Annotated in this window: 9 protein-coding genes; 6 read left to right on the top strand and 3 right to left on the bottom strand. The window is 59.7% G+C overall.

Going from position 1 to position 13,430, the window contains the following annotated elements; genetic code table 11:
• Positions 1 to 68: 68 nt before the first annotated feature.
• On the bottom strand, positions 69 to 2,156 hold the full coding sequence (locus tag JJQ51_RS12130) for an ABC transporter substrate-binding protein (protein WP_269244759.1): 2,088 nt from the start codon (positions 2,154 to 2,156) through the stop codon (positions 69 to 71).
• A gap of 135 nt (positions 2,157 to 2,291) precedes the next feature.
• Positions 2,292 to 3,758, bottom strand: coding sequence for an alpha-glucosidase/alpha-galactosidase (locus tag JJQ51_RS12125; RefSeq protein WP_145318863.1), 1,467 nt, complete (start codon positions 3,756 to 3,758; stop codon positions 2,292 to 2,294).
• Positions 3,759 to 3,968: 210 nt separating this feature from the next.
• On the opposite strand from JJQ51_RS12125, the gene JJQ51_RS12120 reads away from it, so the two are divergent.
• Positions 3,969 to 4,871 carry an AraC family transcriptional regulator gene (locus tag JJQ51_RS12120; RefSeq protein WP_113350615.1) on the top strand — a complete coding sequence of 301 codons (903 nt, stop codon included), beginning with the start codon at positions 3,969 to 3,971 and terminating at the stop codon, positions 4,869 to 4,871.
• 197 nt (positions 4,872 to 5,068) lie between these two features.
• Positions 5,069 to 7,312, top strand: a complete 2,244-nt coding sequence (locus JJQ51_RS12115; RefSeq protein WP_113350614.1) for a glycoside hydrolase family 2 protein — start codon at positions 5,069 to 5,071, stop codon at positions 7,310 to 7,312.
• 21 nt (positions 7,313 to 7,333) lie between these two features.
• Here JJQ51_RS12115 and JJQ51_RS12110 read toward each other — a convergent pair whose 3' ends face one another.
• Positions 7,334 to 8,245 carry a GntR family transcriptional regulator gene (locus JJQ51_RS12110; protein ID WP_113350613.1) on the bottom strand — a complete coding sequence of 304 codons (912 nt, stop codon included), beginning with the start codon at positions 8,243 to 8,245 and terminating at the stop codon, positions 7,334 to 7,336.
• A 318-nt stretch (positions 8,246 to 8,563) separates the two neighbouring features.
• Here JJQ51_RS12110 and JJQ51_RS12105 point away from each other — a divergent pair, with 318 nt between their 5' ends.
• The 4 genes from JJQ51_RS12105 (at position 8,564) to JJQ51_RS12090 (ending at position 13,401) form a co-directional block, all read left to right on the top strand.
• The gene (locus JJQ51_RS12105) at positions 8,564 to 9,583 is read left to right on the top strand and encodes an aldo/keto reductase (protein ID WP_113350612.1); all 1,020 of its coding nucleotides are present in this window, start codon (positions 8,564 to 8,566) and stop codon (positions 9,581 to 9,583) included.
• Positions 9,584 to 9,761: 178 nt separating this feature from the next.
• Positions 9,762 to 10,751: an ABC transporter substrate-binding protein gene (locus JJQ51_RS12100; RefSeq protein ID WP_113350611.1), complete on the top strand. Its 990-nt coding sequence runs from the start codon at positions 9,762 to 9,764 to the stop codon at positions 10,749 to 10,751.
• Positions 10,752 to 10,846: 95 nt separating this feature from the next.
• Positions 10,847 to 12,397 carry a sugar ABC transporter ATP-binding protein gene (locus tag JJQ51_RS12095; RefSeq protein ID WP_113350610.1) on the top strand — a complete coding sequence of 517 codons (1,551 nt, stop codon included), beginning with the start codon at positions 10,847 to 10,849 and terminating at the stop codon, positions 12,395 to 12,397.
• 32 nt (positions 12,398 to 12,429) lie between these two features.
• Positions 12,430 to 13,401 (top strand): ABC transporter permease, encoded by a 972-nt coding sequence (locus JJQ51_RS12090; protein WP_069610314.1) that lies wholly within the window; start codon positions 12,430 to 12,432, stop codon positions 13,399 to 13,401.
• Positions 13,402 to 13,430 lie beyond the last annotated feature (29 nt).

Genomic DNA, 13,430 nt, shown 5'->3' with positions numbered 1-13,430 from the left:
GATCGCTGGATGTTTCAGGTCCCATGGCAGCCTGCATCATACAGGCTGCCATGGGGTTGGTTGGAACCTTATTTGATCGGGCCGGCTCTGCCTGGGGCACCCGGCAGTTCCTCTGGGAACAGCTCGTATTTGCCCTGTTTGTCTGCCGCCACCCAGAGCCGCTCGCGGATGATCGAATCTTCTGCCCAGTTGAACAGGAAGATCGGCGTGCCCGGAGGAACGTTGGAGAAGCGCTTGTTGATGATGAGAGCGCCTGGATATTCGGTCAGGCCGATATTGTAGAGATGCCCGGTCGAGATCTTCTGGAACTGCTTCATCAAGGCCACGCGCTCGTCGTTATCTTTCGACGTGATGAACTTGTTGACGACATCGACCATGTCTTTTTCGAAGGGCATCAGGTCCAGCTGACCGCTTTCCGGGGCGCGGTGGTTCCAGCTGGTGCGGGGGCCGACCGGTGCAAGCTGTTCGGTATTCTGCACGACCGAGGCAAGCTCGGTGCTGTTGCGGCGGACCATCCAGTCGAAACGGCCGCTATAATTGGCATCGTCGCGCTTCGGACCAACGAGCGAGTTTATGATCACTCGAAGCCCGAGTTTTTCCATCTGGCTGACGACGCCCTCGGCAAGGCTCTTGTCGGTGGTGTAGTCGCTGCTGACCAGAAGCGTGATCTCGACATCCTTGCCGCCGTTGACGCCGGCCGGGAAGTTGACGATGCCGTCGCCGTCCGTGTCCTTCAGGCCGGCTTTTGCAAGCTCGGCCTTTGCTGCCGCGAGATCGAACGGGTAATAAACCGTGGAATTGCGATCATAGAAGCTGCTGCCGGAGGATAGGCCGCCCGGATAGATCGCGGTGAACGGTCCCTTGACCAGCGACTCGCCGAGCGCCTTGCGATCGAGCGCCATGGTGACGGCCTTGCGGAAATCCTCGTTGCGGTTCAACTCGCGCACCGCTTGTGCACGCTCGTCCGGACTGCCCCAGCCATTGGCAGAGAAATTCATCTGCAAATTATAGCCGATGAGGCGGGGACCGAAGGCGAGACGGGCAGGAGCATCGGGCTGTGCGGCGCGCTTCAGAGAGGCGACGAAGTTTTCCGGCTGCTCGAGGTTCGACAGGTCGCCGGAGCCGGCAACTGCCTGTACGTCGCGGTCTGCCCAGGTCGAGAGCTTGTAATGCAGCTCGTTGAGGTAAGGCAGTTGGTTGCCCTTTTCGTCGACCTTCCAGTAATAGGGATTGCGGCGCATGACGATGATATCGTCGGAACGGTATTCGACCGGGACCCAGGCACCCATGACCGGCATGTTCATATATTCCGGCGGGAAGGCGTTCTTGAACTGGTCGTAGGTGTTCTTGGAATATTTCGGGTGCTGCGGCTTCAAAAGATGCGACGGGCCTGGGCAGAAATTGGGATAGGCCATCGTGTAGAGATATTGTTTCGGGAAGGCGTCCTTGAAGGTCCATTCGATTGTGTAATCGTCGATCTTCTTGAGAGTTGTTCCTTCGCCGAAAGCTTCCGGAGATGCACCGCCGCCAAGCGGCGAGACGTTCGGATCGATGACCTCGTCATCCCAGTAGAACATGATGTCATCGGCGTTGAAGGGCGCGCCGTCGGACCATTTTGCACCTTCGATCAGGTGCATGGTGAGCTTATGACCGTCCGGAGACCATTCCCAGCTCTTGGCGAGGTTCGGCAGCGGTTCGGTGTCCTTGGCTTCCACCTGGAAGAGGGGAGCCGTGCGCGTCAGGCACTCCGAAAGGCCGATGTCGATGCCGCCCCAGCCCTGCGTCTGGCCGGCGCCGTAGTTCCAGCCTTCCGGCCGGCCGCCGATGACATGGCGCAGCGTGTCGCCATAGACACCGATGCCGTCGGGCATGTTGCCAGTTTTGAACACGAGCGGCTCTTTCGGTAGGCGATCCTTGACGGGCGGCAGTTTGCCGGTCTTGACGAACTTCTCCGTCACCCAGGCAGGCTCGTGATATTCCGGCAGCGCCTTGAACTCCAGAATGGAGTTGCGCTCGACATATTTGATTTTTCCTTCCGCCGGAAAGACCGGTGGAACGGGCGGCACAGTCGGGTCGGCCGCATGGGCGCTGATCGCGATTGCGGATGTGGCAATCGTCAACGCAGCCAAAAGGCCGATCGGTCGAAAATGTCTCATCTTTTCTCTCTCCCTAAATCGCGAGCGTTCCGTTCGAGACCTCGCGTTCCTCCTTTGAAACGAAAGATGGCTGGTTGAAGCGGGACATCCCCTTAAGATCCCGCTTCAACCCCCACCTTCCGGCCTGCCTGCTCGTCAGCCAGCCTGTTTCAAGGCTGCTTTCTCTGCGCGCAACTCCTCGATCGAGCGAACGTTGCGGCTCGCCGCGCCCTTCCAGTCGCGTGTCTTGACCTCGCCGCGCGACAGGCGCTCCTTTGCGCCATCAACCGCATGGGCATATTGCGGCAGCCAACGCGCTTCCGCGACGACCATTTCATCGACCATCTGCCACACCTCCTCCGGCGTGGCGACGGCGCCCACCAGCGGGTCGTGCAATACAGCGAGCTTCAAGAGATCGATGTCGCCGCTGATGGCGGCATGGACCGACATGCGCTGCACGTTGATCGAGGAAATGCAGGTGGCGGCGCATGCCTCTGGCAATGTGATACCCGCCACCATGTTGATGCCGAAGCGGTCGACGAAGCCTGGGGATTCAATGATCGCGTCGCTTGGCAGATTGGTGATGACGCCATTGTTCTTGACGTTGAAATGGCCGCGATAGACGCGGTTGGTTTCCAGCGCTTCGAGAATATGGCTGGCGTGCTCGTTGGAGCGGCGTGCGGGATCGATCGGTTGCGACGCGCTGTCGAGGATCTGCTGGAATTCCGTCTCGAACCAGTTGCGCGTCTCGGTGGAGTGGCGAAGATAGCCGCCGGTCTCGCCATGGATCCAGTCCGACATGTCGATCCATTTGTTGATCTCGTCCGGGCGCTTGCGGTACCAGGGCAGGTATTCCGACAGGTGACCGTTGCTCTCAGTCGAATAGACGCCGAAACGCTTGAGGACGTCGATACGCAGCTTTTCCTGCTGCGAATAGACCGGATGCGCCTCGAAGGCCGCGATCAGCTCGTCCCTGCCGATCTTGCGGCCGTTGAGGCGCAGGTCGACGAACCAGGTCTGGTGGTTGATACCGGAGCAGATATAGTCGAGTTCGCGCTTGTCCTTGGCGCCGAGCACCTCGGCGATCTGTTCGGCGCCGTGCTGGACGCCGTGGCAGAGGCCGATCGTATCGACCTTGCCGTATTCGATGGCCGCCCAGGTGTTCATCGCCATCGGGTTGGCATAGTTCAGGAATTTGGCGCCGCTCTCGGCGACTTCACGGATATCCTTGCAGAAATCGAGAATGACCGGAATGTTGCGCTGGCCGTAGAGAATGCCGCCGGCGCAGATCGTATCGCCGACGCACTGGTCGATGCCGTATTTCAGCGGAATGCGGATATCTTCGGCGTAAGCCTCCAAACCACCGACCCGCACGCAGCTGATGACATAGCGGGCGCCCTCCAGTGCCTTGCGGCGATCCGTGCTGGCGGTGACGCGTGTCGGAAGCTTGTTGGCTTCGACGATCCGGTCGAGGATCGCCTTGATCATCGTCAGATTGTGCTCACTCACATCGGTCAGCGCGAATTCGACGTCGCGGAATTCCGGCACGCAGAGAATGTCGGTGAACAGCTTTTTCGTGAAGCCGACGCTGCCGGCGCCGATGATAGCGATTTTGAAACTCATGATCCTCACCTTCAAGTCGATCGAACAAGCAGCGGCAGGGAAATCGACGGCATTTTCGTCCAGTGTCGCATCGATTGCGGAACAGGCCGAAATCGAGATTTTCCCTCCGATCGCCGTTCCTCGCCGGCGAGCATGCGCTGTTTTCTGGCGGGATTATGCCTATAATCGCCGAAGCGAACAGAGAACTATTATGCTTTTGAGGGTAATTTTGTGCTGCAAGAATTGATCGACAACGGACAGGTCATGCGGACGGTTTCGCTGCCGCGTGGACGCCACCGATTGCACGCCATGCCGACCAGTGCGGGATATGAAGTGCGCTATGACGAACCCTATGATTGGGATGGACGGCGGCGCGGCCTGACGCCATTCACCGTGCTGCAGCACACGATCAGCGGCACCGGGCGCCTGCGCTATGAAAGCCGCAATTATCGCGTCAATGCCGGCGACACGCTGCTCGTTCTCGTGCCGCATAATCACCGCTATTGGCTGGAGAAGGGGGAGCGCTGGGAATATTTCTGGATTTCCATGAACGGTGAGGAAGCACTGCGCATCCATCGCCTGATACTCGCTGCCGCCGGTCCTGTGTTGAAGCTGCAGCAGGCGACGATCGATCATCTTGCCGATTGCAGCCTTCGGCTCGTCAAGGGCGCCACGACGCCGGCTTCGGCTTCGGCCATCGCCTATGAGGCGGCCATGGCGCTCTATGACGACGTCTTCGGCTCGCATGCCTTTGCCGCCGACCGATCCGTCATGCAGATCGTCATCGACTACATCAATGCCAATCTCGACAAGCCGCTGCCGGTCGAAGAGCTTGCGAAAGTTGGCGGCCTCAGCCGCGCGCATTTTTCGCGCGTCTTCGCCGAGAGCGAAGGCGTGCCGCCGGCCGAGTTCGTGTTGCAGCAGCGCATGCAGCGCGCGGCGAAGCTGCTGACGAAGGCTGCCTTCATTCCGGTCAAGGAAGTCGCGATCATGTCGGGCTTCGACGATGCCAATTATTTCTCCAAGGTGTTTCGCCGCATCTACGGCATCAATCCGACGGAGTTCCGCACGACGGGCATGTATGCCGCGGTGCGCAGCCCGGTCGAGGAGACGAAGAATGCACGGAGCCGATAGAACCGTGATAGGTCGGCATTCTTGCTATCGCTTGCCTGTCTTGAAAATGGAAATCCGCCAACCGGTCGCATTGCGCAACGGCGGCGAGCCTGTATAGATATCGCCCCGCGGCGTCCCGCCTGCCTCGCCGCGCGTCTGACTTCCCAGCAACATCTGTTCGTCATCCGATGCGACGGGCTTAATCGATAGGATTGAATATGCGTTCTGTTGTCGCCTTCAATGAATCCTGGACGTTTCATGAAGGGTTTTCGCCCGGAGATGCCGGCCGCCCGCAGGATGGACAGCAGGTCACTCTGCCGCATACGGCCGTCGAACTGCCCTTCAATTATTTCGACGAGAAATCCTATCAGCGCGCCTTCACCTATCAGAAAATCGTCAATTGGGATGAAAGCTTCGCAGGCCGTGAGGTATCGCTGATCTTCGATGCGGCCATGGCCGATGCCGTCGTCTATCTGAACGGCGAGGAAATCGTTGCCCACAAGGATGGCTACACGCCGTTCGAGGCGCGGCTGACTGGTCGCCTGCATAAGGGTGAGAACCTGATCACGGTCAAGATCGATGGCAGCGAGAATCCCGAGATCCCGCCTTTCGGCGGTCGGATCGACTATCTCACCTATGCCGGACTCTATCGCGATGTCTGGCTGAAGGTCGCTGCGCCCGTCTCGGTCGCCAACATCAAGATCGAGACGACAGATGTCCTTTCCGACCACAAATCCGCGACGGTGCGCTGCGACATCTCCAATCCGCAAAATCTCGCTTTCAAGGGTACGGTGACTGTTACTCTGCGCTCTGCCGACGGAGCAGCCATCGCTTCGGGTGAGGCTGACACATCAGGTGAAAGCGTCAAGCTCAGCTTTAGCGGCCTTTCCGGTCTTGCGCTTTGGGAGCTCGACAACCCCGTCCTCTATTCGGCGGAAGTGGAGCTTGCGAGCGAGCACGGCGCGGACCGTCTTGCTGCGACTTTTGGCTTCCGTACCGCGAGCTTCACAGCGGAAGGCTTCCTGCTGAATGGCAAAAAGCTGAAGCTGCGCGGTCTCAATCGCCATCAGGCCTTCCCCTATGTCGGCTATGCGATGGGCCGTTCCGCCCAAGAGCGTGATGCCGAAATCATGAAGCGTACGCTGAAATGCAACATCGTACGCACTTCGCATTATCCGCAATCGAAATGGTTCCTCGATCATTGCGACCGTATCGGCCTCTTGGTCTTCGAGGAAATCCCCGGTTGGCAGCATATCGGCGATAAGGAATGGCAGCAGGAATCGATCCGCAACGTGCGTCGGATGATCGAACGCGACTGGAACCATCCCTCGATCGTCATCTGGGGCGTGCGCATCAACGAATCCCAGGATTCTCACGATTTCTACGCCGAGACGAACCGCCTGGCACGCGAGCTCGATCCGACGCGCCAGACGGGCGGGGTGCGCTATATCACCGAGAGCGAAATGCTCGAGGACGTCTATACGATGAACGATTTCATCCTCGGCAACGAGGAACTGCCGGGTGCCAACCGGCCGCGCACGCCGCTGAGGCCGCAGCAGGAAAATACCGGTCTCTCCAAGGATGTGCCCTATCTGATTACCGAATTCGGCGGCCATATGTATCCGACGAAAATCTATGACCAGGAGCAGCGCCAGGCCGAGCATGTCCGCCGGCATCTGGAAGTCCTGAATGCCGCCTATGGTGATCCGTCGATATCGGGCGCCATTGGCTGGTGCATGTTCGACTACAACACGCATAGCGATTTCGGCTCGGGTGACCGGATCTGCTACCACGGCGTCATGGACATGTTCCGCGAGCCGAAATTCGCCGCTTATGTCTATGCCAGCCAGTGCGAGCCCGCCGAAGAGATCGTCATGAAGCCGGTAACGATCTGGGCGCGGGGCGAGCGCAACATCGGCGGCGCGCTGCCGCTGATCGTGCTGACGAACTGCGACGAGGTCGAACTGCGCTATGGGTCGCTGACCAAGCGTCTCGGCCCGGACCGGGAAACTTTCCCGCATTTGCCGCACCCGCCTGTCGTTTTCGATCATCGATCCTTCACACCGGACGAACTCGGCGTATGGGGGATGGAGTGGGAGGACGTGCATTTCACCGGTTACATCAATGGCAAGCCGGTAGCGCAGCAACATATGGTCGCCAATCCGCTGCCGACCTCGCTGCAGGTGGAAGCCGATGCCGATACTCTGCGCGCGGGTGAGCGTGACACGGTGCGTGTCATCGTGCGTGCCCTCGATCAGGCCGGCTCGCGTCTGGCTTTTCTCAATGAAGCCATCACGGTCAAGATCGATGGCCCGGGCAAGGTCCTCGGACCGCAAACGGTGGCATTCCAGGGTGGAACCACGGGCTTCTGGCTGCAGGCGACGGGCAAGTCTGGGACGATCAACCTCGAAGTCTCGTCCCCGCGCTTTGCCAGCCAAAGCTTGAGTTTTACTGCGAGGTGAGCGAGCAGCCGGCTCTTGCCGTCAGGCGACCGAGCCGGCAATTTCCCCCGCACCCTGGGGGATCGACTGTAACAGCGTCTGCCGCGCCGAGGCGAGATGCCGGCGGCACGCGGCCTCGATCCTTCGCTGGTCGCGTGATTGCAGGGCCTCGATATAGTCGAGGTGTTCGGTCACGGCGCGGGCATTGCGCTCGCGGGCGAACGTCTTGTTCCACTGGTAGTGATAGTGAAAGATGATGGCGATGACGTCGTAGAAATCGGCGATGAAGCGGTTCCTTGAGGCGCGATGGATGAGAAGATGAAACTTTTCATCGAGACGCGAGAAATCGCGGTAATGCGCGTCGAAATCCTCGAGCAGGGCGTGATGCTCCTGCTCGATCGCTTTGAGATCCTCCCAGGCGCGGTGATTGGCGGGCAGGCGGCCGAATTCGGCGGCGGAATGCAGCTCGAACATTTCGCGCACGTCGGCGAGCTCAAGCGCAAATTCGCTGGTGAAGCCCTTGAGGATCCAATGGCTGTTTGGTCGCTTTTCGATCAGGCCGAAGCGGCTGAAACGAATGAGGAATTCGCGCACGACCGAGGTACCGGTGCCGATCTCGCGCGCCAGTTCCAGCTCGTTGATCTGCATGCCGGGCTGTGCTTCATCGGACATGATGCGCATCATGAAACTGCGTTCGATGATGTCATGGAGTGAATCGGTCTCTTCCTTCGGGAAGAAATCGTCCTCCGTCGGCCGGCGCAGAACCGTCTTCTGCCGCTTGTTCCAGAGAATGATGCCGGCGTCATTTAGACGCATTAGGATCGCGCGCGCCGTGCTGCGGCTGACGCCGAGTTCGGCGGCGATTTCCGGCTCGCTTGGCAGCTCGGTATCGGGCTTCAGGCGCGCCGCATAGCGATTATACGCCTCCTTGAAGAGCGTGTTTTGCCTTGCCATTTCCCCCTCGCGTATCGTCGCCGCTCTTTACCGGCGGCGCTGTCTGAACCATGATCGAATGGCAGTCAATTGCAGGAGTGTTGATGGAGCGCACTGGCCACCTTCCTCCAAGGCGTCAGGCGATTTGCTCGTTGACACCAAAATGTTTATTGTAGATAAAAAACAAAATCAATTGGTGGATGGACTATCGGGAGCTGACCGCCACCAATGACGAAGGAGGAATGGGAGCGGCCCGCTTGGATCGCTCCGATAGGGATACAAGAGCGCCGGAAATGCGCTCATGGGAAATTGCGTGACAGCCATCACAAGGGAGAGGTGATGCAAATAAGAACAATCGGCAGGACGGCCCTCAAGGTCACGGAGATCAGCTTCGGCGCTGCGGCGCTGGGCGGCCTCTATCGTGCCTGTCCGCGCGACCAGGCAATGGCAACCCTCCAGGCCGCCTGGGACAGCGGTATTCGCTATTTCGACGCTGCGCCCTGGTATGGCTTTGGCCTTGGCGAACGCCGCGTTGGTGATTTTCTACGAGACCAGCCCGAGGACAGTTACGTGCTGTCGACCAAGGTCGGTCGTCTCATGCGCCCGGTGCCGACCGACAAGGTGCCGAATTACGGCTATGTCGATCCTCTGCCCTTCGATGCCGACTACGACTACTCGTATGATGGCATCATGCGCTCAGTCGAGTTCAGCTATGCCCGTCTCGGACTCAATCGCATCGATATTCTCTATGTCCACGATATCGGCGGCTATACGCACGGCAAAGCCTTGAACGAGCGTTACCTTGGGCAGCTCCTGGGGTCGGGATTGAAAGCTCTGGGGGAGCTGAAGTCGTCCGGCGCGATCAAGGCCTATGGTCTCGGCGTCAACGAAGTGCCGGTCTGCCTGGATGTGATGAACGCGGCTGATATCGACTGCATTCTGCTTGCAGGCCGCTATACCCTGCTGGATCGTTCGGCCGTTGCCGAGCTGCTGCCGCTTTGCGAGAAGAAGGGAACGTCGCTCATCGTGGGCGGCGTCTTTAACTCCGGTATTCTGGCGACTGGCCCCGTGCCTGGCGCGCATTTCGACTATCTGCCGGCGACGCCGGATATTCTGGCCAAGGTGGGGGCGATGGAGGAGATCGCCCGCAAGCACGGTGTACCGCTTGCCCAGCCGGCGCTTCAGTTCCCGCTGCGCAGCCCTTGCGTGGCGTCGGTACTGATCGGTACGGCGAAGCCGGAAAGTCTTGTCCGCAACATGCAGCTCGTGGAGCCAAGGCTTCCCGACAGTCTCTATGCGGAGTTCGAAGGTTTGACTGTGGTCGCGCCTCCATTGGGAGACGAGGCGGTCAGAGTCTAGCAGATTGGGAGCTATCGAGCCGTCGGGAGAGACGGCCTCGAAGAGGAGGAAAGCCTGTTTTGGCGTCGGTGGCCTTTCCGCCGCGCGATGCGTAATGCCGCAAGGCGTTGCGATACCGAGCCGTAAGCGTTCAGCGGCGGGTGTGCAGGAGAACAGAGCGCGTTGAGAGGAGAAGCAGATGAAAATTGCCAAGTCACTTCTATCCCGCCGCAGCTTTACCGGCCTTGCCGGCGCTGCCATCATAGCGATGGCGATGCCCGTGCAGTCCTTCGCGGCCGACGTGACCATTCCGATCATTGTCAAGGATACCACATCCTTCTACTGGCAGATCGTTCTTGCCGGCGCTCGCCAGGCGGGCAAGGATCTCGGTGTGAAGGTGCCGGAACTCGGCGCACAGTCGGAATCCGACATCAACGGTCAGATCAGCATTCTCGAAAACGCCGTTGCCGGTAAGCCGGCTGCTGTCGTCATTTCGCCGACCGAGTTCAAGGCGCTCGGCAAGCCCGTGGATGAAGCCGCCAAGTCCGTGCCGGTCGTCGGTATCGACTCTGCTGCCGATTCCAAGTCCTTCGTCTCGTTCCTGACGACCGACAACGTCCAGGGCGGCCGTATCGCTGCAGACGGTCTTGCGGCCGCAATCAAGGGCATGACCGGCAAGGAAGAGGGTGAGATTGCCATCATCACCAGCCTGCCGGGCGTCGGTTCTCTCGACCAGCGCCGTCAGGGCTTCCTGGAAGAGGTCAAGAGCAAGTACCCGGGCCTGAAGGTCGTTGCCGACAAATATGCGGACGGTCAGGCCACGACCGGTCTCAACATCATGACCGACTTGATCACGGCCAATCCGAAGCTGGTCGGCGTCTTCGCTTCCAACCTGATCATGGCGCAGGGTGTGGGCCAAGCGATTGCGGAAAACAAGCTCGGCGACAAGATCAAGGTCATCGGCTTCGACAATGACGACAAGACGGTCGGCTTCCTGAAGTCGGGCGTTCTTGCCGGCCTCGTGGTGCAGGACCCTTACCGCATGGGTTATGACGGCATCAAAACGGCGCTCGCTGCTTCCAAGAAGGAAAAGGTCGAGGCCAATGTCGACACCGGCGCCAACCTCGTCACCAAGGCGAACATGAGCGATCCGAAGATCGACGCGCTGTTGAACCCGAAGGTCAAGTAAGGCTTGAGGCCGCGCCTGCACAAAGCGGGCGCGGCCTTTTCGTCTGGCCGCTTCTCCGAGGCGGTCGCGCGGCGGTGCGAGAGGGAGGAGACCTCATGACGAGCCTTGAAGAAATCAGCCATCGGCACGACGATACCGTCAAGACGGAAGCAAACCGCATTCCGCCAGGCTCGCCAATCCTGGAACTCAAGGGCCTGCAGAAACGCTATGGCTTCGTCGAGGCGCTGAAGCCGGCGACCGTCACGTTTCTGGCTGGAGAGATTCATGCGATCGTCGGCGAAAATGGTGCGGGCAAATCGACCCTCATCAAGCTCCTGACCGGCGTCATCACCAGGACGGCGGGCGAAATTTTCTGGTGTGGGCATCCGGTTGCGCTCGCAACGCCGAATGAGGCAATCGCCCGCGGCATCAATGCGGTGCATCAGGAAGTCGTGCTTTGCCCGCATCTGACCGTCGCTGCCAATCTTTTCCTTGGCGATGAAGTCAATCGTTTCGGCCTGATGCGCAAGAAGCAGATGGTGGCGATGGCGCAAACCGTGCTCGATGATCTCGGCTTCGGACTGCCGGCCGGCGAACTCCTGAGCTCGCTCACCATCGGCCAGCAGCAGCTCGTGGCAACGGCAAGAGCCGCGATGCGCGGCACCCAATTCCTGATTTTCGACGAGCCGACTGCCTATCTCACCCGCCAGGAATCGGCGCAATTGTTCAAGCTGATCCGCCGTCTGCAGGGCGAAGGCGTAACGATCGTCTATATCAGCCACCGCATGGAAGAGGTGTTCGAGCTGGCCGATCGCGTCTCGGTTTTGCGTGACGGCACGCATGTCGGCACCCGCACGATCGCCGAAACCAACGAGGACGAGCTGATCAAGCTGATGATCAATCGTTCCATCGAGCAGATCTACCACAAGGAGGAGATCCCGATCGGCGATACCATCCTCGATGCCCGCGGCCTTTCCGGCCCCGGCTTCGAGAATGTTTCGCTCAGCGTCCGTGCAGGCGAGATCGTCGGTCTTTACGGACTGATCGGCGCCGGCCGAAGCGAATTCGCGCTGGGTCTTTATGGTCGCCAGCCGCTTTCTGCAGGCGAAATCTACTGGCAGGGACGCAAGGTCGACATCCGCAACGAGCGTGACGCGATGGAACTCGGTATTGCCCTGGCACCGGAGAGCCGACGCGATCAGGGCCTCTGCCTCAACCTGCCGATCGGGCTCAACATCAATCTCCCCGTGTTCCGGCGGCTGAGCCACGGTCCGATCATCAACAACAAGAGTGAAGCTGCGAATGCCGACAAGCAGATCCGCGATCTCAGCATCAAGACACCGAGCCGGCGGGTTCTGGTTTCAGCCATGTCCGGCGGCAATCAGCAGAAAGTGGTCATCGGCAAATGGCTGAGCCACGGTGCCAAGCTCTTCATCTTCGATGAGCCGACAGTCGGCGTCGATGTCGGAACGAAGGCGGAGATCTATCGGCTATTTGCCAAGCTGCTGCGCGCCGGCGCCGGCATCATCGTCATTTCGTCCTATCTGCCCGAGGTTTACGAGCTCGCGGACCGTCTGCACGTCTTCCGCCACGGCCAGCTGGTCGCCAGCCATGATTTCCATGCCGCGACGCATGAAGAAGTCCTCGGCGAGGCGATCGGCGTCTGAACAATAAACAAGTCTAAAGAGGGAGAACAAAAATGGCCGCGAATACGACAGAAGGCCCGACCGTTGCGCCCCGGCGCAAGATGAACATCCTCTTCAGCTTGACGCTGATCCTGCTGTTGCTGGCACTGTGGGTCGTGCTCGGACTCTGGACCGACAAGTTCTGGACGCCGCTCAACATCACCAATCTGATGCGTCAGGGCTCTATGACGGCCATTCTTGCGCTTGGGCAAACCTTCGTCATCATCACCGCGGGCATCGACCTTTCCGTAGGCGCGATCGTCGGCTTCTGCACCGTCATCATCGCCTGGCTGCTGCAGGCCGGGTTTCCGGTCTGGGCGGCCATCCTGATCACATTGCTGTTCGGGGTTCTGATCGGGGCGTTCCATGGTTTCGGCATCGTGCGCATGGGCCTGCCACCCTTCATCATCACGCTCGCGACATTGACATCGCTTCGCGGTATCGGCCTGCTGATTACCAACGGTTCGACGATCAATATCGTCAATGATGATTTCACCAATTTCGCTGTCTCGGATTTCTTGGGAATCCCGAGCCTGTTCTGGATGGTGATCCTCGTGGCGATCCCGGCCGTGATCTTCCTGCATCTGAGCCGCTGGGGGCGCTATCTCTTCGCCGTCGGCTCAAACCGCGAGGCTGCACGTCTGTCCGGCGTCAACGTCAACTGGATGATCTATCTCGCCTATATCCTTTCAGGGACCTGTGCGGCGTTCGTCGGCATTCTTCTTGCCTCGCGTATCGCCATCGGCAATGCCACGCAGGCCGACGGCTGGGAGTTGCAGGCGATCGCCTCTTCGGTGATCGGTGGAACCAGCCTGTTCGGCGCCGTCGGAACGGTCTACGGCCCGCTGATCGGCGCCTTCATCCTGGCAACCATCAACAATGGCGCCAACCTGCTGAACCTGAATTCCTTCTGGCAGCGCATTATCACCGGTGTCCTGATCATCGTCATCGTTTATTTCGACCAGCTGCGGCGCCGCCGGGCCTAGGAAAGGGACAGGGCGAGGCATGGGGCGAC

This window comes from Rhizobium sp. AG207R, from assembly GCF_027109195.1.
Lineage (GTDB): Bacteria > Pseudomonadota > Alphaproteobacteria > Rhizobiales > Rhizobiaceae > Rhizobium > Rhizobium dioscoreae.
This window is presented reverse-complemented; position numbering and strand designations above follow the sequence as displayed.